The following is a 24,530-nucleotide window of genomic DNA, read 5'->3' on the forward strand; positions in this document are numbered from 1 at the left end:
GAGGACCCATCGTTCGAAGGAGGGCGTCGCGTGAGAGCGATCCGCAGGTTCACCGTCCGTTCCGTACTGCCCGAGGCGCTGTCGGCGCTCGGCGAACTCGCCGCGAACCTGCGCTGGGCGTGGCACCAGCCGACCCAGCAGATCTTCGCCCACATCTCGCCCGACGACTGGCGCTCGACGCAGGGCGACCCGGTGGCGCTGCTCGGCGCGGTGCGGCCCGAGCGGCTCGAGCAGCTCGCCCAGGACCAGGGCTTCGTGGCGTGGGCGAACAGCCTGCGCGACGACCTGAACGCCTACCTCGGCGAGCCGCGCTGGTACCAGGGCCTCGAGGGCCCGCGGCCGCGGTCGATCGGCTACTTCTCGCCGGAGTTCGGCATCGCCGCCGCGCTGCCGCAGTACTCGGGCGGCCTCGGCATCCTGGCCGGCGACCACCTGAAGGCGGCCTCCGACCTCGGGGTGCCGATCATCGGCGTCGGGCTGTTCTACCGCTCGGGCTACTTCCGGCAGGCCATCTCCCGTGACGGCTGGCAGGAGGAGAGCTACCCGGTGCTCGACCCCGACGGCCTTCCGCTCTCGGTGCTGCGCCTCGCCGACGGCACCCCCGCGCAGATCGTGCTCGCCCTGCCCGACGACCGGGCCCTGTACGCCCGCATCTGGCAGGCGCAGGTCGGCCGCGTGCGCCTGCTGATGCTCGACACCGACATCCCCGACAACGACGACGCGCTGCGCAGCGTGACCGACCGCCTCTACGGCGGCGGCGGCGAGCATCGCCTGCTGCAGGAGCTGCTGCTCGGCATCGGCGGCGTGCGCGCTCTCGAAGTCGTCTCCGAGCTCACCGACCAGCCGATGCCCGAGGTGTACCACACCAACGAGGGGCACGCGGGGTTCCTCGGCCTCGAGCGCATCTCGACCCTGATCGGCAACGGCCTCTCCTTCGACGAGGCCCTGCAGGTCGTGCGTGCGGGCACCGTCTTCACCACGCACACCCCGGTGCCGGCCGGCATCGACCGCTTCGACCGCGGTCTCGTCGAGCGCTACTTCTCCACCGACATGCTGCCGGGGCTCGACGTGCCGTCGGCGCTGTCGCTCGGCGCGGAGGACTACGAGGGCGGTTCGCCCGAGGTGTTCAACATGGCGGTGCTCGGGCTCCGGCTCGGGCAGCGCACGAACGGCGTCTCGGTGCTGCACGGGGCCGTCTCGCGCGGCATGTTCAGCGGCCTGTGGCCGGGCTTCGACCGCGACGACGTGCCGATCACCTCGGTGACCAACGGCGTGCACGCTCCGACCTGGACCGACCCGCTGCTGCAGGAGCTCGCCCGCACGAAGCTCGGCACGGGCGACACCACGGTCGCCGACTGGCGCTCCGACGCGGTCACCGACGGCGAGCTCTGGGCGGTGCGCGGCGACATGCGCCGCCAGCTCGTGCACGACGCCCGCCGTCGGGTCACCGAGGCCTGGCGCGAGCAGAACCCCGACTCGATCCCGCCGGCCTGGTTCCAGAGCCTGCTCGACCCGTCCGTGCTGACCATCGGCTTCGCCCGGCGCGTGCCGACCTACAAGCGGCTCACGCTGATGCTGCACGACCCCGCTCGGCTGAAGGCGATCCTGCTGAACCCCGAGCGTCCGGTGCAGTTCGTGATCGCGGGCAAGTCGCATCCGGCCGACGACGAGGGCAAGCGGCTGATCCAGAAGCTCGTGCAGTTCGCGAGCGACCCCGAGGTGCGCACGCACATCGTCTTCCTGCCGAACTACGACATCGGCATGGCGCAGCTGCTCTACCCGGGCACCGACGTGTGGCTGAACAACCCGCTGCGGCCGCTCGAGGCCTGCGGCACCTCGGGGATGAAGGCGGCGCTGAACGGCGGGCTGAACCTCTCGATCCTCGACGGCTGGTGGAACGAGTACTTCGACGGCGAGAACGGCTGGGCCATCCCCACCGCCGACTCCGCGGGCGACTCCGCGGAGCGTGACGCCCTCGAGGCCGAGGCGCTCTACGACCTGCTCGAGAACCAGGTCGCGCCGCGGTTCTACGACCGCGACGGCGACGGCGTGCCGCAGCACTGGCTGCAGAGCATCCGGCACACCCTCGCCACGCTCTCACCCGAGCTGAGCGCCGAGCGGATGGTGCGCGAGTACGTCACGCGCCTGTACATCCCGGCGGCCGCGGCCGAACGTGTGATGACCGCCGACGACCACTCGGAGGCCCGCGCGCTCGCCGCGTGGAAGGAGCGCGTGCGCGCCGCCTGGCCGGACGTCTCGGTCGTGCACGTCGAGTCGGGCGGGCTCGACGACACCCCGCAGGTCGGCGACGAGCTGCACGTTCGGGCGCACGTCCAGCTGGGCGGGCTCGCGCCGTCCGACGTGGCGGTCGAGGTCGTCTACGGGCACGCTGTGCACGGCGACGAGCTCGCCGAGACGCACGCGGTCGAGCTGGCTGCGGCGCCCCCCTCGGCCGACTCCTCGGAGCTGGTCTACTCGGGCACGGTGCAGCTCGGCCGCGCGGGCTCGTTCGGCTACACGGTCCGAATCGTGCCGAAGAACGCCGACCTGGCCTCGCCGGCCGAGCTGGGCCTCATCGCGGTCGCCCACTAGCCCCCGCGCGTCGGGTCGTGCCGTCTCGGGGTCAGGCGAATGCGGTCGGGGCGGGTGTCCTCGTCGAGTGGCCCGCCCGGCGGGCCGAGGCGTAGGCGGCGGGGAGGGCGGCGACGAGCGCGTCGACCTCCTCGGCCGTGGTGCCGTGGCCGAGGGTGAAGCGCAGGGCGCCGCGCGCCTCGTCGGAGGGGATGCCCATCGCGAGCAGCACGTGCGAGATCTCGGGCACACCGGCCTGGCAGGCCGAACCGGTCGAGACCGAGAAACCGGCGAGGTCGAGCAGGAACAGCAGCGAGTCGCCGTCGCAGCCGGGGAACGTCAGGTGGGCGTTGCCGGGCAGGCGACCCGCGGGGGAGGGGTCGCCCCGCAGCACGGCCTCCGGCACGGCCGACCGGATGCCCGCCACGAGCCGATCCCGCAGCGCCGCGAGCTCCGCCACGAACCCACTTGCCGCAACCAGTGGCGACTCGCGCCCACTTGCCGCACGTTGTGTCAGGTCGCCCCCACTTGACGCAAGGTGTGTCAGGTCGGCCGCAGCGGAGGTGGCGGCGGCCGCGAAGGCGAGCGCGCCCGCCACGTCCTGGGTGCCCGAGCGCACGCGCTGCTGGCTGCCGCCGTGGATCAGCGGCTCCACCTCCCACGCCCGCGCCAGCACCAGTGCCCCGACCCCCACCGGCCCGCCGATCTTGTGGGCCGAGACGCTGAGTGCCGCCGCCCCCACCGCATCGAACGCGATCGGCAGGTACCCGTAGGCCGCCACGGCGTCGACGTGCACGGGCACTCCGGATGCCCGGGCCACCGCCACGAGCGCCGCCACGTCGTTGATCGTGCCCACCTCGTTGTTCGCCCAGAGCAGGCTGACGAGGGCCACGTCGTCGCCGTACCTCTGCAGCGCCGAGGACAGCACCGACGGCTGGAGGCGGCCCAGCGCATCCACCGGCATCGTCACGACCTCGGCCCCCTCGTGCGACGCCAGCCACTCGACAGCGTCGACCGTCGCGTGGTGCTCCCCGCCCGGCACGAGCACGACCCGGCGCGGCGCGCGCTTCCAGAACAGCCCCTTCACGCCGAGGTTGATCGACTCGGTGCCGCCCGAGGTGAGGATGACCTCGACGGGCTCGGCCCCGAGCGACACCGCGATCGCCTCGCGCGCCTCCTCGAGCATCCGCTTCGCCTGCTGGCCCTGGCTGTGGATCGACGAGGGATTGCCCACCACCCCGAGCGCGTCGACGTAGGCCGCGCGGGCTGTGGGGAGCATCGGCGTGGTGGCGGCGTGGTCGAGGTAGACAGGCATGATGAGGGGATTTCAGTGGGCGAACCGGCTGTGACTACTCTAAGTCGCATGACTGCGGCCGACCCCCTCGCCCGGCTGGGCGTTCGCCAGACCTCGCACGGCGGAGAGCTGAGGGTCTGGTCGTCGACGGCGACGAGCATCGACCTGCTGCTCTACGACCGCAAAGACCCGAACTGGGTCTACAAGACGGTGCCGCTCGAGCGCGACGACGCGTCGAACGTCTGGAGCGCCCGCACCCGCAGCCTCGCCCCCGGCCGCCGCTACACGCTGCGCGTGAACGGCCCCGACGGCCCGCAGAACGCCTTCGACCCGAGTCTCGCCCTGATCGACCCCTACGCCCGCGGGCTGGTGCGCTCCGGCCGCGAGCAGTGGCGGAGCGTCGTCGTCGACGAGGAGTTCGACTGGCACGGCGTCACCAAGCCGAACACCCCGCTCGATCACACCGTCATCTACGAGGCGCACGTGAAGGGGCTCTCGAAGCTCAACCCGCGCATCCCCGAGCACCTGCGCGGCACCTACGCGGGTCTCGCCCACGACACCTCGATCGGCTATCTGAAGAGCCTCGGCGTCACCGCCGTGGAGCTGCTGCCGGTGCACGCCTTCGTCTCCGAGCAACGGCTGCAGAAGCAGGGCCTCACGAACTACTGGGGCTACAACACCCTCGGCTTCTTCGCCCCGCACTCGCTCTACGCCTCGCGCGCCGCCCAGGCCGAAGGGCCCGCGGCGGTGCTGCGCGAGTTCAAGGGCATGGTCAAGCTGCTGCACGAGGCGGGGCTCGAGGTCATCCTCGACGTGGTCTACAACCACACCGCCGAAGAGGGGCGGATGGGCCCGACCACCAGCTTCCGCGGCATCGACAACGCCGCGTACTACCGGCAGACGGCGCGGGGCGACTACGTCGACGTCACGGGCTGCGGCAACTCGATCAACACCGCGACGCCGGCCGTGTCGCGGTTGATCCTCGACTCGCTGAAGTACTGGGCGAACGACGTGCAGGTCGACGGGTTCCGCTTCGACCTGGCGGCCACGCTCGGGCGGAACGGCGACCACTACTACGACCACGAGCATCCGCTGATCACCGGCATCGTCGGCGACCCCGAGCTCGCCGACGTGAAGATGATCGCCGAGCCGTGGGACGTCGGGATGGGCGGCTGGCAGACCGGCAACTTCCCCAAGGGCTGGTCGGAGTGGAACGACCGCTACCGCGACCGCATGCGCAAGTTCTGGCTGCGCGACATCAAGTCGATCCGCGAGAACGGCAACCCGGGCGACGGGGTCGGGATGCTCGCCACGCGCATCGCCGGATCGTCGAACACCTTCGCGCAGGCCAGGGGCCCCCTCGCCTCGGTCGACTTCGTGACGGCCCACGACGGATTCACCCTCGCCGACCTGACGGCCTACAACGTCAAGCACAATGTGGGAAACGGGGAGTCGAACCGCGACGGCACCGACAACAACATGTCGTACAACCACGGCATCGAGGGCCCGACCACCTCGCGGTCCGTCGAGCAGGCCAGGCGGCGCGCGATGCGCAACCTGATGGGCACGCTGCTGCTCTCGGCCGGCGTGCCGATGATCACCGCCGGCGACGAGTTCGGGCGCAGCCAGAAGGGCAACAACAACGCCTACTGCCACGACAGCGAGCTGACCTGGCTGTCGTGGGACAGGCGCACCTGGCAGAAGGACCTGTGGCGCACCACCCAGCATCTGCTGCGGATGCGGCGGGAGAACCCGGCCCTGCGGCCCGTGCGCTACGGCGTGTTCGGCGAGCGCACGCCGGGGTCGAGCCAGATGGACTGGTACGACGCCGCGGGGGAGTCGATGTCGATCGCCGACTGGAACTCGCCCGAGAACCGCACGCTGCAGTACGTGGCGGCGTCGACGCCCGAGCACGAGCCGCTGAACCGCATCCTCACGGTGATCCACGGGGTGGAGTCGCCGATCTCGGTGACGCTGCCGGTGCACGAGGGGGTCGTCGGGTACGAGCTGCTCTGGGACTCGTCGAACGAGGTGCTGCCGGCGGGGCACGAGCTGCCGCGGGTCGCGCCGGGGGCGGCGGTCGCGGTGGCGGCGGCGTCGCTGCAGCTGTATCGGGCGCTCTCGGACTAGAGCGCGTGGCGTGTGGCGTGCTTGGCGGCCGCGTGCCGCGCTCGGCCGTCGCGTGCCGCGTGCCGCACTTCGCTACAGGGCGAGGGTGGTGATCACCGCGAGGTGGTCTGAAGACCCCGCGCGCAGGGTGGTGTTCGACGTGACGTCCATGCCGCGCGAGAGCACGTGGTCGGGGCGGGTCGCCGGGAAGGCGGCCGGCCAGGTGAAGCCGAAGCCGCCGCCGTTCTGGTTCGCCTCGGCGAGCTGACCCGTGAGACCGGCGAGGCTGCGGTCGGAGCTGCCCGCGTTGAAGTCGCCCATCATGATCAGCCGCGCGTTCTCGTCGCGCGGCACGTAGTCGGCGAGGTTCGCGAGCATCTCGTCGCGGGCCTCGTGGTCGGCCGGCCGCGCCGACGCCGCGTGGATGACGTAGAGACTGACGAGCCCCGTCGGCGTCGCGAGGTCGGCCGCGATGCCGCGCTGCCAGCCCAGCCCGAGGTCGAGCGCCTGGGCGTTCTCGATCGGGTACTTGCTCCACACGCCGACCGTGCCGATGCCGTAGGAGTGCGGGTAGCTCTCGCTCAGCACCGCCTCGACCTCGGCGCGGGCCGTGTCGTCCATCTCCTGCAGCCCGATCACGTCGGCACCCTGGGCGGCCAGCGCCTGCGCCGACTCGGCGGCGGTGCCCGAGTCCGCCTCGACGTTCTGGCTGGCCACGGTGAGGGTTCCGGATGCTCCGCCGGCGCTCTGCGTCAGCGGCACCAGCGCGGGCACGAACATCACGCCCCAGACGATCGCGGGGATCACGGCCGCGGCGACCGCACCCCGGCTGCGCGCGATCAGACCGGCCACGAGGAGCACCGGGATCGCGGCACCGAACCACGGGAGGGCGGACTCGACGATGAGCGAGAGCCCGAGCATCCGCGGCACGAGCACGTGGGCAGCGAGCAGCAGAGCGAGTGCGAGCGAGGCCAGGCACACCGCGATGGCCAGGGCGGGGCGGCTGCGCCGCCGCCTCGGCGGTGTCGGACGGCCGCTCTGACGCGGCTTCTCGAGCAGTGCTGACATCGGGGACATTCTGCACCGCACGACTGACAATCCTCTCCGTGCTGCGGGTGATTCGCCGGAGGGACCCTGTGCCGGGCCGCTCCCGAGGCGGTGTCAGAGGCCCGCCGTATGCTGGACGGCATGAAGGTTCTCGCAGCAATGAGCGGTGGCGTCGACTCCGCGGTGGCCGCCGCGCGGGCGGTCGAGGCGGGCCACGAGGTGGTCGGCGTGCACCTCGCCCTGAGCCGCATGCCCGGCACCCTGCGCACCGGCAGCCGCGGCTGCTGCACCATCGAAGACTCGATGGACGCGCAGCGGGCGGCGAACAAGATCGGCATCCCCTATTACGTGTGGGACTTCTCCGAGCGCTTCAAGGCCGACGTCGTCGACGACTTCATCGCCGAGTACTCGGCCGGCCGCACCCCCAACCCCTGCATGCGCTGCAACGAGCGCATCAAGTTCGCCGCCCTGCTCGAGAAGGCGCTCGACCTCGGCTTCGACGCCGTCTGCACCGGTCACTACGCCACGGTCACGACCGACGCCGACGGCAACCCCGAGCTGCACCGGGCCGCCGCCTGGGCGAAAGACCAGAGCTACGTGCTCGGCGTGCTCACCACCGAGCAGCTGCGGCACAGCCTGTTCCCGCTCGGGGCCACGCCCTCCAAGGCCGAGGTGCGCGCGGAGGCCGCCGAGCGCGGCTTCTCGGTGGCGAACAAGCCCGACAGCCACGACATCTGCTTCATCCCCGACGGCGACACGAGCGGGTGGCTCGCCGAGCGCGTGGGCACCGCCACCGGTGAGATCGTCGACCGCTCCGGCGCCGTCGTCGGCTCGCACGAGGGCGCACACGCCTTCACGGTCGGGCAGCGCCGCGGCCTCAAGCTCGGCATGCCGGCGCCCGACGGCAAGCCGCGATTCGTGCTGGAGGTGCGGCCGGTCACGAACGAGGTCGTCGTGGGGCCGAAGGAAGCGCTCGCCATCGCCGAGATCGCCGGTGCGCGGTTCACCTGGGCGGGGCTCGCGCCCTCCGACGTCGAGCGCGGCTTCGACTGTCAGGTGCAGATCCGTGCGCACGCCGATCCGGTGGATGCGTGGGCCGTGGTTCGGGGCGGCGAGCTCGTCATCACGCCCGTGCTGCCGCTCGTCGGGGTGGCCCCGGGGCAGACCGCGGTGGTCTACGTGGGCACGCGGGTGATGGGGCAGTGCACGATCGACCGCACGGTGGCGGCCGACACGGTCGCGGCGGACACGATGGCGGTGGTCTGATGGCGCGCGCGGCCGAGACGGCCGGCGACGGGGTCGCCGCAGACGAGGCGCTGCCGGAGGAGACGCCCGACGAGCTCGAGTCGGCGGCGGTCGAGGTCGAGCGGCTCACCACGCGCATCCTCGAGCTGCGCGACCAGTACTACGAGAAGAACGCCTCGACGGTGTCCGACCAGGAGTACGACGCGCTGGTGCATCGGCTCGACGACCTCGAGCGCGAGCATCCGGAGCTCCGCTCGCAGGACAGCCCCACCCAGACCGTCGGCGGCCGCGCCGTCACCACGATGTTCACCCCCGTCACGCACGCCGAGCGCATGCTGAGCCTCGACAACGTGTTCAGCGAGGAGGAGCTCGACGAGTGGGCGGCCAAGGTGCAGCGCGACGCCGGCCGCGGGGTCGTGCGCTTCCTCAGCGAGCTGAAGATCGACGGGCTCGCCATCAACCTGCGCTACGAGAACGGAGTGCTGGTCACGGCCGCCACCCGCGGTGACGGCGTGGTCGGCGAGGACGTGACCGAGAACGTGCTGCAGATCGACTCGATCCCGGCGCGATTGAAGGGCTCCGGGCATCCGCCGCTCGTCGAGGTGCGGGGCGAGATCTTCTTCCCCGTCGCGTCGTTCGACGAGCTGAACGCGGCCCAGGAGGCGGCGGGCGAGCGTGTCTTCGCCAACCCGCGCAACGCGGCGGCCGGTTCGCTCCGGCAGAAGTCCGAGGGCAAGAACGAGCGCCAGCTGGCCCTCGTGACGGCCCGTCTGCACCGGCTGCGGATGCTCGTGCACGGCATCGGCGCCTGGCCGAACCCGCCCGTGGCCGCCCAGTCCGAGGTGTACGAACTTCTGGCCGAGTGGGGGCTGCCGACCTCGACGCACTACCGCGTGTTCGACACGATCGGCGAGGTGGCGCAGTTCATCCGCGGCTACGGCATCAACCGCTCGAGCGTCGAGCACCAGATCGACGGCATCGTCGTGAAGGTCGACGACCTCGCGCTGCACGAGGAGCTGGGTGCCACCAGCCGCGCACCGCGCTGGGCAACGGCCTTCAAATACCCGCCAGAAGAGGTCAACACGAAGCTGCTCGACATCGTCGTGAGCGTCGGGCGCACCGGGCGCGCCACGCCGTTCGCCGTGATGGAGAAGGTGGAGGTCGCGGGCTCGGAGGTTCGCCAGGCGACGCTGCACAACCAGGACGTGGTGAAGGCCAAGGGCGTGCTGATCGGCGACACGGTGGTGCTGCGCAAGGCGGGTGACGTCATCCCCGAGGTGCTCGGCCCGGTGGTCGAGCTGCGCGACGGCAGCGAGTACGCGTTCGTGATGCCCGAGAACTGCCCCGAGTGCGGCACGAAGCTGGCGCCCGCGAAAGAGGGCGACATCGATCTCCGCTGCCCGAACGCCCGCAGCTGCCCCGCGCAGGTGCGCGGGCGCGTCGAGCACGTCGGATCGCGCGGAGCGCTCGACATCGAGGGCCTCGGCGAGGTGTCGGCGGCGGCGCTGACGCAGCCGAGCGAGCCGGCGGAACCCCCGCTCGAGACCGAGGCGGGGCTGTTCGCACTGACGATGAGCGACCTGTTCCCCATTCGGGTGATCGTCCGCGACAACGAGACCGGGCTCGAGAAGCTGAACGACGACGGCACGCCGAAGCTCGTCACCCCGTTCCGGCGCAAGCGACGGGTCTCGGGGCGCGACGCCGACCCGGCCTACGATCCCGAGGCGACGGAGTTCTGGGGCGACGCCGGCTCGGTGCCGTCCTCGAACGCCATCGAGCTCCTGGCGAACATCGAGAAGGCCAAGACGAAGCCGCTCTGGCGCATCCTCGTGGCGTTGAGCATCCGGCACGTGGGGCCTGTCGCGGCGCGAGCGCTCGCGGACTACTTCGGGTCGCTCGACGCGATCCGGGCGGCGACCCGCGACGAGCTCGCGGCGGTCGACGGCGTCGGCGGCATCATCGCCGACGCGCTGATCGCGTGGTTCGAGGTCGACTGGCACGTCGAGATCCTCGACCGGTGGGCCGAGGCGGGCGTGCAGTTCGCGACCCCGGGACACCCGGGGCCCGGCGCGAACGTCGGCGCGGGCGGGGTGCTCGAGGGAATCACCGTCGTGGCCACGGGCTCGCTCGAGGGATACACCCGCGAGGGCGCCCAGGAGGCGATCATCGCCGCCGGCGGCAAGGCGGCCTCGAGCGTCAGCAAGAAGACCGACTTCGTGGCGGCCGGCCCCGGCGCCGGCTCCAAGCTGCCGAAGGCCGAGGCCCTCGGCCTCCGCATCATCGACGCCGCCCAGTTCGCGCTCCTGGTCACGGAGGGCCCGGCGGCCCTCGGCCCGCCCCCGGGCGCCGACCCCGCCGACGCCGACCCGGATGGTTCGCTCCCTCCCACCGCGAGCGACGACGCCGCGCCGGCCGCCGGGGAGGCGGAGACGACGCCCACGAAGCCCCGGGCGAAACGGGCGCCCCGTGCCAAGAAGCCCACCACGCCGGCACCGTCGCCCGACGACGAGGCAGCGGTCGACGTGACTGCGGCCGACGGCGACGAGGGGTAGCGGATGCGCGGGCGCGCGGCCGCGGTCGGGGGAGTGATCGCGGCGGCGGCCGGCCTCGGCGCGGCTGCCGTCTGGGTGCGCAGCTCGCCGTGGCCGGCGGTGATGGCCATCCGCGCGGTGTTCGACCGCGACGCCCGCCGTACGGTCGCCGAGCTGGAGCGCCACGCTCCGCCCGGCCCCTTCCGCGAGCTGCACGACGTGCCCTACGGCCCCGTCGCCGGCCGCGCCGGGGGCACCTTCGACCTCGTCTCGCCGATCGACTCCGCAGCACCGCGGCCGGTCGTCGTGTGGATCCACGGCGGCGCCTGGATCTCGGGGAGCAAGGCTCACGTCACCCCGTACCTCCGCCACCTCGCCGCAGCGGGGTACATCGGTGTCGCCGTCGACTACACGATCGCGCCCGACGCCGCCTATCCCACCGCCGTGGAGCAGCTCGGCGACGCCCTCGCCCACCTCGTCGAGCACCCCGACGAGCTCGGTATCGACCCCGGTCGCATCGTGCTCGCCGGTGACTCGGCGGGCGCGCAGCTCGCGAGCCAGCTCGCGGCCGCGATCGTGAACCCGGCGTACGCGGCCCGCACGGGCATCCGCCCCGCCCTCGAGCCCGGTCAGCTCGCCGGGATCGTGCTGCACTGCGGCATCTACGACCTCGACGCCATGACGCACCTCACCGGCGTGCTCGAGTGGGGCTTCACGAGCGCCCTCCGGGCCTACACCGGCAGCCGCGACTGGTCGGCGACCGAGGCGGCCGACTCGATGAGCACGATCCGCGCCGTCACCGGGGCCTTCCCGCCGGCCTTCCTCTCGGGCGGCAACGGCGACGGGCTCACCGCCGTGCAATCGGTGCCCCTGAGCGAGCGGATGCGCGCGGCCGGCGTCCCCGTCACCACGATGTTCTGGCCCGCCGACCACCAGCCCTCCCTGCCCCACGAATACCAGTTCAAGCTCGACTTCCCCGACGCCCGCCGAACCCTCGACGCGACCATCGCCTTCCTCGACGAGGTGACGGGGCCGCGGTCCGACGGGTGACCGCCCCACCGGTCGAAGGCCGAGGCGCGACAGCCCGACGCCCGCCTTCCGACGCCCGCCCATCTGCGCCCCGACCCCGCAAGCGGCCACCCCGTAGAATTGCCCCACACCCTTCGCGAACAGAACACCGGAGCACCATGTCCGAAATAACCCAGGAGCAGGTCGCGCATCTCGCGAACCTCGCCCGGATCGCCCTGACACCCGAGGAGATCGAGAGCCTCACGAGCGAGCTCGGCTCGATCGTCGACAACGTCGCGAAGGTGTCCGAGGTCGCGACGGCCGATGTGCCGGCCACGAGTCACCCGATCCCGCTGCAGAACGTCTACCGCGACGACGTGCCCGGTGCCACGCTCACCACCGAGCAGGCGATCGCCGGTGCACCCGACCACGACGGCACGCGCTTCCGCGTGACCGCGATCCTCGGAGAGGAGCAGTGATGGCCCGCCACGACCACGAGCTCGTCCGGCTGCCGGCCGCCGCGCTCGCCGAGAAGCTCTCCAGCGGCGAGATCAGCGCCGTCGAGGCCACCGACGCGCACCTCGACCGCATCGCCGCCGTCGACGAGGAGGTGCACGCGTTCCTGCACACCGCCCCCGAGCTGAGCCGCCGCACCGCCGCCGCGATCGACGAGCGCCGACGCGCGGGTGAGGCCCTGCATCCGCTCGCCGGTGTGCCGATCGCCATCAAGGACGTGATCGTCACGAACGACATGCCCACCACGAGCGGCTCGAAGATCCTCGAGGGGTGGGTGCCGCCCTACGACGCGACCGTCATGACCAAGCTGCGCGCGGCCGGCCTCGTGCCGATCGGCAAGACGAACATGGACGAGTTCGCGATGGGCTCCACCACCGAGCACTCCGCCTACGGCCCCACCCACAACCCGTGGGATCTCGAGCGCATCCCCGGCGGCTCCGGCGGCGGCTCGGCCGCGGCGGTCGCGAGCTTCGAGGCGCCGCTCGCCCTCGGCAGCGACACGGGCGGCTCCATCCGGCAGCCGGCCCACGTCACGGGCACCGTCGGCGTCAAGCCGACCTACGGGGGAGTGAGCCGCTACGGCGCCATCGCGCTCGCCTCGAGCCTCGACCAGATCGGCCCCGTCAGCCGCACCGTGCTCGACTCGGCGCTGCTGCACGACGTCATCGGCGGCCACGACCCGCGCGACTCCACCTCGCTCACCGACGAGTGGCCGAGCATGGCCGAGGCCGTGCGCCGCGGCGACGTGAAGGGCCTGAAGATCGGGGTCATCAAGGAGCTCGACGGCGACGGCTTCCAGGCCGGCGTGCTCGAGCGCTTCCGCGAGGCGCTCGACCTGCTGGCCGCGAACGGCGCCGAGATCATCGACGTCAGCCTGCCGAGCCTCGAGTACGCCATCGCGGCCTACTACCTGATCATGCCGGCCGAGGCTTCCTCGAACCTGGCGAAGTTCGACTCCGTGCGCTTCGGCCTGCGGGTCAACCCGCCCGGCGGCGGCACCGTCGAAGACGTCATGGCGGCGACCCGCGAGGTCGGCTTCGGCGCCGAGGCGAAGCGTCGCATCATCCTGGGCACCTATGCGCTGAGCGCCGGCTACTACGACGCCTACTACGGCAGCGCCCAGAAGGTGCGCACGCTCGTGCAGCGCGACTTCGCCGCGGCCTTCGCCGGGGTCGACGTGCTGGTCTCGCCGACCGCGCCGACCACCGCGTTCAAGCTCGGCTCCAACACGGGCGACCCGATGGCGATGTACCTCAACGACATCGCGACCATCCCCGCGAACCTCGCGGGCATCCCCGGCATCTCGCTTCCCGTGGGCCTGGCCCGTGAAGACGGCCTGCCCGTCGGCATCCAGTTCCTCGCCCCCGCTCGCGAAGACGCCCGTCTCTACGGCGTCGGCGGGGCTCTCGAGCGGATGCTCGAAGAGAAGTGGGGCCACACGCTGATCTCTCAGGCACCCGATCTCGCCCCCGGCGAGATGGCGGCCGCGCAGGAAGGAGCCGTCTGATGGCCACCGCGAAACTGATGGACTTCGACAAGGCCCTCGAGCTGTTCGAGCCCGTGCTCGGCTTCGAGGTGCACGTCGAGCTCTCGACGAAGACCAAGATGTTCTCCGACGCCCCGAACTTCTTCGGCGGCGAGCCCAACACGAACATCACGCCGGTCGACCTGGGCCTGCCCGGGTCGCTGCCCGTGGTGAACGGCGAGGCGGTGCGGTACAGCATCAGCCTGGGACTGGCACTCGGATGCTCGATCGCCCCCTCGAGCCGCTTCGCGCGCAAGAACTACTTCTACCCCGACCTGGCGAAGAACTATCAGATCTCGCAGTTCGACGAGCCGATCGCCTTCGGCGGCTCGGTCGACGTCGAGCTGCCCGACGGCCGCATGTTCACCGTGCCGATCGAGCGCGCGCACATGGAGGAGGACGCCGGCAAGCTCACGCATGTCGGCGGGGCCACCGGCCGCATCCAGGGCGCCGAGTACTCGCTCGTCGACTACAACCGCGCCGGTGTGCCGCTGGTCGAGATCGTCACCGACATCATCTACGGCGCCGAGGCCGATGCGCCCGAGCTGGCGAAGGCGTACGTGGCGACCATTCGCGACATCGTGGTGGCGCTCGGCATCTCCGAGGCCCGGATGGAGCGCGGAAACCTGCGCTGCGACGCGAACATCTCGCTGCGTCCGCGCACCGCTCCCGGCGAGCCGCCGGCACCGCTCGGCACTCGCACCGAGACGAAGAACGTCAACTCGCTGCGCTCGGTCGAGCGGGCCATCCGCTACGAGATCCAGCGCCAGGCGCAGATCCTCGCCGACGGCGGCACCATCACGCAGGAGACGCGGCACTGGCACGAGGACACGGGCACCACCTCGGCCGGGCGCCCGAAGAGCGACGCCGACGACTACCGCTACTTCCCCGAGCCCGACCTGCTGCCGGTCGTGCCCTCGGCCGAATTGATCGAGGAGCTCCGCGCCGCCCTGCCCGAGCCGCCCGCCGCACGCCGCCGCCGGCTGAAGCAGGAGTGGGGCTTCACCGACCTGGAGTTCCAGGACGTGCAGAACGCCGGGCTGCTCGTCGAGGTCACCTCGACCGTCGAGGCCGGCGCGTCGCCGGCCGCCGCTCGCAAGTGGTGGTCGGGGGAGATCTCGCGCATCGCGAACGCGCGCTCGGCCGAGCCTGCTTCACTGGTGTCGCCCGCCGACGTCGCGGCGCTCGTCACCCTGATCGACAGCGGTGCGCTGAACGACCGTCTGGCCCGCCAGGTGCTCGAAGGCGTCATCGACGGCGAGGGCACCCCGCAGGAGGTCGTCGACGCCCGCGGACTGGCGGTGGTCTCCGACGACGGCGCGCTGATCGCGGCCATCGACGAGGCGCTCGCCGCCCAGCCCGACGTGCTCGCCAAGATCAAGGACGGCAAGGTGCAGGCCGCCGGCGCCGTCATCGGCGCGGTCATGAAGGCGATGAAGGGCCAGGCCGACGCGGCCCGCGTGCGCGAACTCGTGCTCGAGCGCGCGGCGGCCGAGTAACCGCCCCTCACACGGACGACGGCCCTTCCCGGAACGGGAAGGGCCGTCGTCGTGTCCGGTCGGTCTAGGCGGCCAGGCGCGCGTCGCGGCCCGTGAGTGCGAGCAGCCGCGTCTGCAGCGGCGCGTCGTCGGCCACCGGAACGGGAGACGCGAACAGGCCGCTCAGCTCCAGGGCGTCGCGCTGCGGCTCGAACACCGTCCACACGGCCGCGACCAGGTCGACGTCGAGGTCCTCGGGCGCTCCGACGGCCCGCGCCAGGTCCCAGCTGTGGATCGTCACGTCCGCCACCTGCTCCTTGAGGTACTCCACGACGGTCACCGTGTCGGACGCGAGGTTCACCTCGGAGTCGGGCGCCGCATCCTGCCACGCGGTCGTCGCCGCGAGCGAGTAGCGGTGCCACTCGTGCCGCAGATCGGCTTCGATCGCGCGCAGTCGGCTCTTCGCCTGCCGTGTGCTGAGGCCTGAGAGCAGCCACGGCACCCACTGCTGCTCCTCGATCACGTGCTGCACCAGGTCGCGCACGCGCCAGTCGGTGTCGGGGGTCGGGCCGTCCCAGTCCTCGACGGCGGCCAGGCGGCTGCCGAACTCGTGGTGGGCGCGGCGCTGCAGTCGCAGCCACTGGGCGGTCTCGGTGTCGAGGGGGGTTCGTGCGGTCATCCGGAGCTCCTGTCGATCTCTATTGTCAATGACGGGCCCCGGATGCGCATTCCTCCTGCTCCCCGATGCGACGACCGATCAGCGCAGAGCGAACACCGCGCGGGCGCTAGGGTCGGCACATGACCCACCACGGCACCCGCGTGCGCCCCCTCACCGAGGCCGACGTGCCCCGTCTGCTCGAGCTCAACCACGCGGCGGTGCCCGCGGTGAACGACATCGATGCGGGGGAGATGGGCGCCCTCATCGGCGCCGCGGCGCTGGCGGCCGGGGTGGTGCGGGGCGGGCATCCGGATGCGCGTGAGGGAGAGCTGCTCGGCTTCGTGCTCGCCCTGGCGCCGGGCGCCGACTACGCCAGCGAGAACTACCGCTGGTTCTCGCAGCGCGGCGATCGCTTCCTCTACGTCGACCGCATCGTCGTGGGGGAGGGGCACCGCGGTGAGGGACTCGGACCGCGGCTCTACGACGCGGTCTTCGTCGAGGCGCGGGCGCGGGGCGCGGCCGAGGTCGACTGCGAGGTCAATGTCGAGCCGCCGAACCCCGGCTCGCTCGCCTTCCACGCACGGCTCGGCTTCGAGGAGGTGGGCCGCCAGTCGACGAAGGGCGGCTCGGTGGTGGTCGCGCTGCTGGCGAAGCCCACCTCCTAGGCAGGCAGAAATGTCCGTCGACTGCGGGCCCTGAAGCGGGTCGGAGGTGGTGGCCCGCGGGAGCGGCCGGGCCGGGGGCCCGGCCGCAGCGGGGGTCAGACCACGCGGGTGGGGGGAGAGGTCGTCTTCGACGGGTCGGTGACGGCGGCCGAACCGAGGATGTCATCGATCTGCGACAGCACGTCGGCCGGCAGCTCGACGCCCGAGGCCTCGACGTTCGACGCGACCTGCTCGGGGCGCGAAGCGCCGATGATGGCGGCGGCCACGTTCTCGTTCGCGAGCACCCAGGCGATGGCGAGCTGCGCCATCGTCAGGTCGAGCGAGGCGGCGACCGGCTCGAGCTTCTCGACGCGCTGCAGGATGTCGTCGGTCAGGAACGACTTCACCGTGTCGGCACCGCCCTTCTCGTCGGTGGCGCGCGAGCCCGAGGGCAGCGGCTGGCCGGCCTTGTACTTGCCGGTGAGCACGCCCTGCGCGACCGGCGACCAGACGATCTGCGAGATGCCGAGCTCCTTCGAGGCCGGCACGACCTCCTCCTCGATGACCCGCCAGAGCATCGAGTACTGAGGCTGGTTCGAGATCAGCTGGAAGCCGAGCGACTCGGCCAGGGCGTGGCCCTCCCGCAGCTGCTCGGCGGTCCACTCGCTGACGCCGATGTAGAGCGCCTTGCCCTGACGGACCACGTCGGCGAACGCCTGCATGGTCTCGAACAGCGGCGTCTCGTAGTCGTAGCGGTGCGCCTGGTAGAGGTCGACGTAGTCGGTGCCGAGGCGCTGGAGCGAGCCGTCGATCGACTCGAGGATGTGCTTGCGCGAGAGCCCGGTGTCGTTCGGGCCCTTGGGTCCGGTGGGCCAGTAGACCTTCGTGAAGATCTCGAGCGAGGAGCGTCGCTCGCCCTTCAGGGCGTCGCCCAGCACCTGCTCGGCGACCGTGTTCGCGTAGGCGTCGGCCGTGTCGAAGGTGGTGATGCCGTTGTCGAGAGCGGCCCGCACGCACTGCGTGGCCGTGTCGTTCTCGACCTGGGAGCCGTGGGTGAGCCAGTTGCCATAGGTGATCTCGGAGATCTTGAGTCCGCTGTTGCCGAGGTATCGAAACTTCATGCTCCGAAAGCTACTCCCGCAGCCCGGGAAGCGCCCGCGCCGTCGTCGGCCAGGATGTCGGCGACGACCCGGCACGCGTCGTGCTCACCCGTGCCGAGGTGGGCGCCGGCCGCTGCCCGCTCCAGCAGGGCGCGCAGGGTGACGGTCTCGACCGGGCTGAGACCGGGGAAGAGAGCGGACTCCGCCGCGTCGACCTTCGCCCGCAGCGACTTCAGGCGGCGCCGGCCGCTCGTCGTGAGGGCGATGCGCCGCACCCGCCGGTCGCGCTCCTCGGTGCGCCGCTCCACCAGCCCGGCCGCCGCCAGGTCGTCGATCACGTAGGTGAGCACCGTGCGGTCGATGGCGAGGTGAGCCGAGAGCTCGGCCTGCGTGGGCGCCCGGCGGTCGCTGTCGAGCGCGCCGAGCAGTTGGAAGCCGCGCGGCCCGTGCGGCAGCTCGCCGACGATGCCGGTGACCGTCGTCTGCCAGCTGCGGAAGAGCGTGCCGAGGGACCACCCGAGGTCGAGTCCGTCTGCCATGGAATGAGTCTAGCGGAATAGGTTGCCGAACAGATAGGTTGTGAGACAGACGATCTGCGGGGCAACACGTTCCGCCCGACTGAGAACGGCATCCGCCCATGGACTACGGTCACAGCATCCGCTTCGGCACCTTCATCACCCCCTCCGCCGCCCGGCCCCAGGCGCCGGTGCAGCTCGCGCGGCTGTCCGAGTCGCTCGGCTACGACCTGGTGACCTTCCAAGACCACCCCTACCAGTCCTCGTTCCTCGACACGTGGACCTTGCTGTCCTACGCGGCCGCGGCCACCGAGCGCATCCAGCTCGCCCCCAACGTGCTGAACCTGCCCCTGCGGCCCGCGCCCGTCACGGCCCGGGCGGCCGCCTCGCTCGATCTGCTGAGCGGAGGTCGGTTCGCCCTGGGGTTGGGATCAGGAGCCTTCTGGGAAGCCATCGAGGCGATGGGAGGGAGGCGGCTGAGTCCCGGCCAGGCGGTCGACGCACTCAGCGAGGCGATCGATCTCATCCGCGGCATCTGGGCCGCGGGTGAGCGCGGAGTGCTGCGGGGCGGCGAGTACTACCCGGTCGACGGGGCGAAGCGGGGCCCGGCCCCGGCTCACGACGTCCCGATCTGGCTCGGTGCCTACAAGCCGCGGATGCTCGGGCTCACCGGCCGCAAGGCCGACGGCTGGCTGCCGAGCCTGCCCTACCTGAAGGCCGGCGATCTCGAGACGGGCAACCGTCGTATCGACGACGCGGCCGCCTCCGTCGGGCGCGACCCGCGCGAGATCCGTCGCCTGCTCAACATCGGCGGGTCGGAGGGGGTCGAGCAGCTCACGGCCCTGGCCCTCGAGAACGGCGTCTCCACGTTCATCGTCGGCAGCGACGATCCGACGGCGCTCGAACGCTTCGCCGACGAGACCGTTCCGGCCGTGCGGGCCGCGGTCGAGGCCGAGCGCCGGGATCGCGGCGTGGTCGCCGTCGACGCGGTGCGCCCGTCCCGGGCCCTGGCGAAGCGCCGAGAGGGAATCGCCTACGACGAGGTCCCGGCGTCGCTCCGGGAGCGGGCCGTGGAGCCCGGAGACACCGACTACGCGTCGGTGCGCTCCACCTACATGAGGGGCGGCGCACCCGGTCTCGTCCTGCGCCCGCAGACGGTGGAGCAGGTGCAGGAGGCGCTCGCCTTCGCCCGACTTCATCCGGCGGTGCCGCTCGGCATCCGCAGCGGGGGCCACGGCATCAGCGGGCGAAGCACCAACGACGGCGGCCTGGTGATCGACCTCGGCGCACTCGACGGTGTCGAGGTCGTCGACGAGGCCAGACGCTTGGTGCGCATCGGGCCGGGCGCCCGGTGGATGGAGGTGGCCGCCGCCCTCGCCCCGCACGGGCTCGCCCTCTCCAGCGGCGACTACGGCGGGGTCGGCGTGGGCGGGCTCGCCACGGCCGGCGGCATCGGCTTCCTCGCGCGCGAGCACGGGCTGACCATCGACCATCTCGTGGCGGCCGAGATCGTGCTGGCCGACGGAACGCTGGTGCGCGCCTCGGCCGAGCAGGAGCCCGAACTGTTCTGGGCGGTGCGCGGCGCCGGCGCGAACGTGGGCATCGTCGTCTCGTTCGAGTTCGAGGCCGACGAGGTGGGCGACGTGGGTTGGGCGCAGCTCGCACTCCAGGTCGACGATCTCGCCGACTTCCTCGAGCGCTTCGGCCGCACCATGGAGGAGTCGCCGCGCGACACCACCCTCTTCCTCATCGTCGGGGCCTCCCGGCCCGCCGAGCCGATCGTCGCACAGCTCTACGGCGTGGTCGACTCAAGCGACCCCGAGACGATCGTGGAACGGCTGCAGCCGTTCGCCGAGCTCGCTCCGCTCGTGGGTCAGCAGGTGCAACTGCTGCCCTACGCGGCCGTGATGGCGAATGCGTCCGAGCTGGCGCACGACGGGCAGGGCGAGCCGCACTTCCGCTCGGGGCTGGTCGAGCACCTCGACCCGGTCACGGCCGAGGCCGCCGCCGCGCTGGCGGGCTCAGGCTCGGCGCCCTGGTTCCAGATCAGGTCGGTGGGCGGCGCCGTGAACGATGTTCCGGCCGAGGCGACCGCGTACGCCCACCGATCGGCGAACTTCTCGATCACCTCGGTGGGGCGCTCGGCCCGTTTCGACGAGCTCTGGTCGGCACTCGCCGCGAACTTCGAGGGCCTCTACCTGAGCTTCGAGAGCCGTACCGATCCCGAACTGATCGAGCAGGCGTTCCCACCGGCGACCCTCGAGAGGCTGAGATCCGTGAAACGGCGCGTCGACCCCGACGGGGTCTTCCGCGACAACTTCGGGGTGTCGGTCGTGCCGGAGCCGCTGGGGTGACGGTGCCAGTGAGGCGGAAGCTACGCCTGCCGCCCGAAGCTCCGCACGGCCTGCCGCGCCGAGAGCGTCGGCAGGTAGGCCCGGCCGAGCGCCAGCCCGATCGCCGGCAGCGCCAGCGGGTCGGGGTAGCACAGGTGCAGTCGGTGGAACTCGGGCCGGAACTTCAGCTTGAACCGCAGCAGCGACCGGAACCCGTAGACCGGCTCGAGGGTTCGGCTGAGGAAGGCCAGCACCGCGTCCATCGGCCCCGGCCGAGCATCCGCCCCCGGGCCGACCGCGAGCGGCGCCCCCGAGAGGCTGACGAACTCGACCCCGTCGTCGCGCGCTCGCAGGATGGTCTGCGCGATCAGGAACTCCATCAGGCCGTTCATGCCGTCGGGCCGGCGCCGCATGAAATCGAGGGTCCAGCCGATCACCTGCCCGTCGGCGTAGGTGGGCAGCCAGCTCGTGACGCCGTGCACCCGCCCGTCGCCGTCGAGGCCGACCATCAGCAGCACTTCGTCGTCCATCAGCTCGTCGAGTCCCCCGAGCGTGAAGCCCATCTCGGGCAGCTCCTTCTCGGCCACCCACAGCTCCGAGATCTCGCGGATCTGCGCGGTCTGCGCCGCCGGCAGCTCCCGGTAGCGCACCCACTCGGCGCGCAGCCCCTCCTTCGCCGCCCGGTTGATCGCGGTGCGGATGTCCTGCATCTTCTTGCCGTCGAGCGACCAGCCGGCCGGCCGCACGAGCGTCTCCTCGGCCACCTGGAGCGACGACCAGCCGACCGCCTGCAGGGTCTCTCGCAGCGCATCCGTCACCGAGTAGAACGCGGGGGTCCAGCCGTGGTCGCCGCAGTACGCGGCGAAGGCCAGGGCGGTGGCCGACTGCGTCTCGGGCGGGCCGAGCGGGTCACCCGTGGTCACGGCCACTCCGCCGACCACGCGGTAGGCCACAACTCCGCCCGACGGCGCGAACCAGTAGCGGTTGCCCTGCCAGGTCGTCATCCACGAGAGGGTGCCGCCCGAGCCGGCGTGCAGCAGCTCGCGCACGCGCCCCTCCTCGGTCGAGGCGAGCTCGGTCGAGACGAGCGGATGCGCGTTCCGCATGCCGCGCACCGCCGCCACGATCACGGCCCCCCAGAACAGCGGACCCACCCACTGCGAGGCGATCACCGCCACCGGCCCGACCGGCACGATGTCGACCGGCTCGAACGCGAGGAAGCCGACGGGCACGAAGCGCTCCGGCAGGTCGAGCAGCAGCTCGTAGAGCGAGGCGGTGGGGGAGAACTGGTCGCGCACGATCCACGCGACGGCCAGGTAGAGCACCGAGCAGGCCACCGCGGCGAGACCGACGGTCGCCGCGAAGCGGAGCACCGGCCGCCGCCCGGGCTCGGCCGGAACGAGCCGCGAGGCCGCGATCAGCGCGGCCGCGATGACGAGCGGCACGAGGGCCGAGACCAGCTCGAAGGAGCGGAAGTCCTCCGCCGCCGTCGCCTGGAAGCGCGTGAACTCACTCGTCGCGAGCACGGGGAAGAAGCCGTAGTAGACGGCGGCGAGCAGGGCGAGGGCCAGGTTGATCCAGACGGCCAGGTGCAGGCCCACCCGGCGGCCGCGCTGGATCCCCCGGGCCGCGACGAGCAGCGCCACCAGCGGCAGCAGCGTGAGCAGCACGGCGCCGGGGCCGTCCAGCCGCGAGAGCGCGAGGGCGTCGACGCAGTGCCGCGAGTAGTCGCCGGTCTGGCAGCGTGCGGCGATCGCCGCGTAGTCGCGCAGCGGGTCGCGGAACAGCAGGCCGAGCGGGTTCAGCACGCCCACGCCCTGCGGTGCGGCGATGGTCACCAGCGGTCCGAGCGCGGTGACCGCGACGACCGCCGCCAGCAGCGTGCGCGTCTCGCGCCGGGTCGCGCGCGGGACGCGCACCTGCAGGCGCGTGCGGGCGAGGGCGAAGCCGAGCACCAGCCCGACCACGGCGGCGAACAGCCGGAACTGGTCGCTCGGCGCACCCGAGTACAGCACGAAGACCGCGAGCACCGTGAAGCCCACGATCCGGATGCGCCGCCGCAGCAGCGGCCCGCAGAACGCGCTGGCGGTCATCACCACACCGGTCACGGCGATCAGCGGGTCGACGATGCGGTGGGTGCGCGTGATCTCGGAGGCGTAGAGATCCAGCCCGATGCCGAAGCCCTGTGCCGCGAGACCCAGGGCGATCCCGACGACGGTGACGACCACGAAGGCGACGCCCGTGCGGAGGTGACCCATCCGCCGCTCGCTCCAGCCGATGCCGAGGAGCACGAGGGCGAGCACGGGCGCGAGGAGCACGGCGTTGTGCACGAAGAACACCGAGGTCAGGGTCGACAGCCAGTCGTGGTGCACGAAGACGGCGTCGAAGCCGGTCGACACGAAGGCGTCGACGTCGCCGCGGGCGCGGCCCGGGCGGAGCGTGAGACGGAAGGCGCTCGCCGCGAGCACGAGGGCGACGATCACCCAGGTCACGGGGATCGACCGGGCGCGGGTGCCGAGAGCGACGATCACCGCACGCGCGGCAGGGCGCCGCCCGGCGGCGGCCGGCGGCGTGGCCGTCGGTGTCGGTGTCGGTGTCGGCGAAGGTGAAGGCGCCGATGTCTTCGGCGGGCTCCCCGCGTGCGTCATCGGTTCAGCCCCCAGTCGTCGGCGATCACCGTGAGGCCCTTGTCGAAGACGTAGCTCCAGCTCGTGGCGTCGTGGGCACTGCCGGGCGACTCGACGTAGGTGGCCGTCATGCCGGCGGCCTGCGCATCCGCATAGAGGGTCTTGATGCCGGGGAGGTAGGCCGTGTCGGCACTACCGACCCCGAAGACGGCGACCATATCGGTGTAGGGGGCGTTCGCCGCCATGATCGCCGAGGGGGCCGCCGCGGCGAAGGCGGCCGCGTCGCCGTCGAAGCCCTTGGCGATCGTGGTGGCGTCGTCGCCGAGGGAGGGGTGCAGCTCCCCCGAGGCGTCGAGGATGGCGCTGAACAGCTCGGGGTGGGCCGCCCCCAGCTGGATGGCGCAGGTGCCGCCCTGCGACAGTCCGCCCACGCCCCAGCCGGCGGGGCTGTCGAGCACGTTCAGGTGCCCGCGGATCCAGTTCGGCACGTCGACCGTGAGGTACGTCGCCGAGTTGCCGCCGGCCGTCGAGTCGATGCACATCGGGTTGCGGTCGGGGGCGCCGAGCTGGTCGGGCGAGACGACGATCGGGGCGAGTCCCTCGTGGGCCGAGGCGTAGGCATCCAGGTACTGCTGCAGCTTGTCGGTGACCAGCGGATCTTCCGGCGTACCCGGCTGGCCCGACATGACGATCAGCACCGGCAGCTTCGGCGGGTTCGCCACGAGGGCGGCCGGTGGGAGGTAGACGACGGCCTGGCGGGGGGTGAAGCCCGAGACGGTGCCGGGGATGTCGGTCAGGGCGGCGGTGCCCTTCGTCGGCATATCGGCCGGCGGCGCCCAGCTCTCGATCGTCGGGGCGTCGCCCGCGCTCGCTGTGGGGCGGATCGGCAGCGTGCCGTCGATGCTGCTGATGCCGAGGGCCGTGCGCACCGTGGGGTACTGGCCGAAGTCGATGTTGATCGACATGGCGGTCGTGCCTGCGAACAGCAGAACGGCGAGCAGGCTCGCGATCACGCGCCGCCGGCTGGCGCGCCAGAGCGAGACGAGGGCGAGCAGGATGCCCGCGAAGCCCACCGCGATCCAGACGCGAACCACGAGCGTGAACTCCGCCCCGAACAGGTTCAGCGTGTCGGACAGCAGCCACGTCAGGCCGACGCCGATCAGGGCGCCCACCCCGAGGGCGAGTGCGGCGGTCGCGATCCAGCGCCCGCGCCGCCAGCGCGTCGAGGGCCGGACGGCGACGAGCAGCAGAGCCGCGACGGCCGCGACGGCGTAGACGACGATGACGAAGGGGCCGGAGACGATGCCGATGTCGAGGAGGGCGTTCATC

Annotated in this window: 17 protein-coding genes; 10 read left to right on the forward strand and 7 right to left on the reverse strand. The window is 72.0% G+C overall.

The window, feature by feature from the left end:
* The first annotated feature begins 30 nt into the window (after positions 1-30).
* Entirely contained in the window at positions 31-2,592 is a 2,562-nt protein-coding gene (gene glgP / locus BJ984_RS09495) for an alpha-glucan family phosphorylase (RefSeq protein ID WP_179547807.1), read from the forward strand.
* A 31-nt stretch (positions 2,593-2,623) separates the two neighbouring features.
* Here glgP and BJ984_RS09500 read toward each other — a convergent pair whose 3' ends face one another.
* On the reverse strand, positions 2,624-3,886 hold the full coding sequence (locus BJ984_RS09500; RefSeq protein ID WP_179547808.1) for a cysteine desulfurase family protein: 1,263 nt from the start codon (positions 3,884-3,886) through the stop codon (positions 2,624-2,626).
* 48 nt (positions 3,887-3,934) lie between these two features.
* On the opposite strand from BJ984_RS09500, the gene glgX reads away from it, so the two are divergent.
* Complete coding sequence (gene glgX, locus BJ984_RS09505; protein ID WP_179547809.1) at positions 3,935-5,995, forward strand: glycogen debranching protein GlgX; 2,061 nt, start codon at positions 3,935-3,937, stop codon at positions 5,993-5,995.
* A 72-nt stretch (positions 5,996-6,067) separates the two neighbouring features.
* Here the strand turns inward: glgX and BJ984_RS09510 are convergent, their stop codons facing one another.
* Positions 6,068-7,042, reverse strand: coding sequence for an endonuclease/exonuclease/phosphatase family protein (locus BJ984_RS09510; RefSeq protein WP_179547810.1), 975 nt, complete (start codon positions 7,040-7,042; stop codon positions 6,068-6,070).
* 120 nt (positions 7,043-7,162) lie between these two features.
* Here BJ984_RS09510 and mnmA point away from each other — a divergent pair, with 120 nt between their 5' ends.
* The 6 genes from mnmA (at position 7,163) to gatB (ending at position 15,345) form a co-directional block, all read left to right on the forward strand.
* Positions 7,163-8,287 carry a tRNA 2-thiouridine(34) synthase MnmA gene (gene mnmA, locus BJ984_RS09515; RefSeq protein WP_179547811.1) on the forward strand — a complete coding sequence of 375 codons (1,125 nt, stop codon included), beginning with the start codon at positions 7,163-7,165 and terminating at the stop codon, positions 8,285-8,287.
* Positions 8,287-10,818 (forward strand): NAD-dependent DNA ligase LigA, encoded by a 2,532-nt coding sequence (ligA, locus tag BJ984_RS09520; RefSeq protein ID WP_179547812.1) that lies wholly within the window; start codon positions 8,287-8,289, stop codon positions 10,816-10,818. Before mnmA ends, ligA begins: the two co-directional genes overlap by 1 nt.
* Before the next feature lie 3 nt (positions 10,819-10,821).
* Positions 10,822-11,847: an alpha/beta hydrolase gene (locus tag BJ984_RS09525; RefSeq protein WP_179547813.1), complete on the forward strand. Its 1,026-nt coding sequence runs from the start codon at positions 10,822-10,824 to the stop codon at positions 11,845-11,847.
* Positions 11,848-11,984: 137 nt separating this feature from the next.
* A complete protein-coding gene (gene gatC, locus BJ984_RS09530) occupies positions 11,985-12,284 on the forward strand; it encodes an Asp-tRNA(Asn)/Glu-tRNA(Gln) amidotransferase subunit GatC (protein ID WP_179547814.1) in 300 nt (99 codons plus the stop codon).
* Positions 12,284-13,828 carry an Asp-tRNA(Asn)/Glu-tRNA(Gln) amidotransferase subunit GatA gene (gatA, locus tag BJ984_RS09535; RefSeq protein ID WP_179547815.1) on the forward strand — a complete coding sequence of 515 codons (1,545 nt, stop codon included), beginning with the start codon at positions 12,284-12,286 and terminating at the stop codon, positions 13,826-13,828. Before gatC ends, gatA begins: the two co-directional genes overlap by 1 nt.
* Positions 13,828-15,345, forward strand: coding sequence for an Asp-tRNA(Asn)/Glu-tRNA(Gln) amidotransferase subunit GatB (gene gatB / locus BJ984_RS09540; protein WP_179547816.1), 1,518 nt, complete (start codon positions 13,828-13,830; stop codon positions 15,343-15,345). Before gatA ends, gatB begins: the two co-directional genes overlap by 1 nt.
* A gap of 64 nt (positions 15,346-15,409) precedes the next feature.
* Here the strand turns inward: gatB and BJ984_RS09545 are convergent, their stop codons facing one another.
* A complete protein-coding gene (locus BJ984_RS09545; RefSeq protein ID WP_179547817.1) occupies positions 15,410-16,003 on the reverse strand; it encodes a TIGR03086 family metal-binding protein in 594 nt (197 codons plus the stop codon).
* A gap of 119 nt (positions 16,004-16,122) precedes the next feature.
* Here BJ984_RS09545 and BJ984_RS09550 point away from each other — a divergent pair, with 119 nt between their 5' ends.
* The gene (locus BJ984_RS09550) at positions 16,123-16,647 is read left to right on the forward strand and encodes a GNAT family N-acetyltransferase (RefSeq protein ID WP_179547818.1); all 525 of its coding nucleotides are present in this window, start codon (positions 16,123-16,125) and stop codon (positions 16,645-16,647) included.
* 95 nt (positions 16,648-16,742) lie between these two features.
* Here the strand turns inward: BJ984_RS09550 and BJ984_RS09555 are convergent, their stop codons facing one another.
* The gene (locus BJ984_RS09555) at positions 16,743-17,747 is read right to left on the reverse strand and encodes an aldo/keto reductase family protein (protein WP_179547819.1); all 1,005 of its coding nucleotides are present in this window, start codon (positions 17,745-17,747) and stop codon (positions 16,743-16,745) included.
* Entirely contained in the window at positions 17,744-18,265 is a 522-nt protein-coding gene (locus BJ984_RS09560) for a MarR family winged helix-turn-helix transcriptional regulator (protein WP_179547820.1), read from the reverse strand. The genes BJ984_RS09555 and BJ984_RS09560 overlap by 4 nt, the downstream gene beginning before the upstream one ends.
* A gap of 98 nt (positions 18,266-18,363) precedes the next feature.
* Here BJ984_RS09560 and BJ984_RS09565 point away from each other — a divergent pair, with 98 nt between their 5' ends.
* Positions 18,364-20,595: an LLM class flavin-dependent oxidoreductase gene (locus tag BJ984_RS09565; protein ID WP_179547821.1), complete on the forward strand. Its 2,232-nt coding sequence runs from the start codon at positions 18,364-18,366 to the stop codon at positions 20,593-20,595.
* A 20-nt stretch (positions 20,596-20,615) separates the two neighbouring features.
* On the opposite strand, the gene BJ984_RS19075 is transcribed toward BJ984_RS09565, so the two are convergent.
* Together BJ984_RS19075 and BJ984_RS09575 are read right to left on the reverse strand one after the other, a co-directional pair.
* Positions 20,616-23,105: a bifunctional lysylphosphatidylglycerol flippase/synthetase MprF gene (locus BJ984_RS19075; protein ID WP_271206489.1), complete on the reverse strand. Its 2,490-nt coding sequence runs from the start codon at positions 23,103-23,105 to the stop codon at positions 20,616-20,618.
* A 113-nt stretch (positions 23,106-23,218) separates the two neighbouring features.
* Positions 23,219-24,529 carry an alpha/beta hydrolase gene (locus BJ984_RS09575; protein ID WP_179547823.1) on the reverse strand — a complete coding sequence of 437 codons (1,311 nt, stop codon included), beginning with the start codon at positions 24,527-24,529 and terminating at the stop codon, positions 23,219-23,221.
* Between the last annotated feature and the right edge of the window lies 1 nt (position 24,530).

Source organism: Herbiconiux flava (assembly GCF_013409865.1).
Classification (GTDB): domain Bacteria; phylum Actinomycetota; class Actinomycetes; order Actinomycetales; family Microbacteriaceae; genus Herbiconiux; species Herbiconiux flava.

Excerpts from the sequence above, each read along its gene's own strand:
- ligA (WP_179547812.1), top strand. The coding sequence starts at position 8,287 with ATGGCGCGCGCGGCCGAGACGGCCGGCGACGGGGTCGCCGCAGACGAG.
- BJ984_RS09525 (WP_179547813.1), top strand. The coding sequence starts at position 10,822 with ATGCGCGGGCGCGCGGCCGCGGTCGGGGGAGTGATCGCGGCGGCGGCC.
- gatA (WP_179547815.1), top strand. The coding sequence starts at position 12,284 with ATGGCCCGCCACGACCACGAGCTCGTCCGGCTGCCGGCCGCCGCGCTC.
- glgX (WP_179547809.1), top strand. The coding sequence starts at position 3,935 with ATGACTGCGGCCGACCCCCTCGCCCGGCTGGGCGTTCGCCAGACCTCG.
- BJ984_RS09560 (WP_179547820.1), bottom strand. The coding sequence starts at position 18,265 with ATGGCAGACGGACTCGACCTCGGGTGGTCCCTCGGCACGCTCTTCCGC.
- BJ984_RS09555 (WP_179547819.1), bottom strand. The coding sequence starts at position 17,747 with ATGAAGTTTCGATACCTCGGCAACAGCGGACTCAAGATCTCCGAGATC.
- BJ984_RS09575 (WP_179547823.1), bottom strand. The coding sequence starts at position 24,529 with ATGAACGCCCTCCTCGACATCGGCATCGTCTCCGGCCCCTTCGTCATC.
- BJ984_RS09565 (WP_179547821.1), top strand. The coding sequence starts at position 18,364 with ATGGACTACGGTCACAGCATCCGCTTCGGCACCTTCATCACCCCCTCC.
- BJ984_RS09545 (WP_179547817.1), bottom strand. The coding sequence starts at position 16,003 with ATGACCGCACGAACCCCCCTCGACACCGAGACCGCCCAGTGGCTGCGA.
- BJ984_RS09500 (WP_179547808.1), bottom strand. The coding sequence starts at position 3,886 with ATGCCTGTCTACCTCGACCACGCCGCCACCACGCCGATGCTCCCCACA.
- mnmA (WP_179547811.1), top strand. The coding sequence starts at position 7,163 with ATGAAGGTTCTCGCAGCAATGAGCGGTGGCGTCGACTCCGCGGTGGCC.
- gatB (WP_179547816.1), top strand. The coding sequence starts at position 13,828 with ATGGCCACCGCGAAACTGATGGACTTCGACAAGGCCCTCGAGCTGTTC.
- BJ984_RS09510 (WP_179547810.1), bottom strand. The coding sequence starts at position 7,042 with ATGTCAGCACTGCTCGAGAAGCCGCGTCAGAGCGGCCGTCCGACACCG.
- gatC (WP_179547814.1), top strand. The coding sequence starts at position 11,985 with ATGTCCGAAATAACCCAGGAGCAGGTCGCGCATCTCGCGAACCTCGCC.
- BJ984_RS09550 (WP_179547818.1), top strand. The coding sequence starts at position 16,123 with ATGACCCACCACGGCACCCGCGTGCGCCCCCTCACCGAGGCCGACGTG.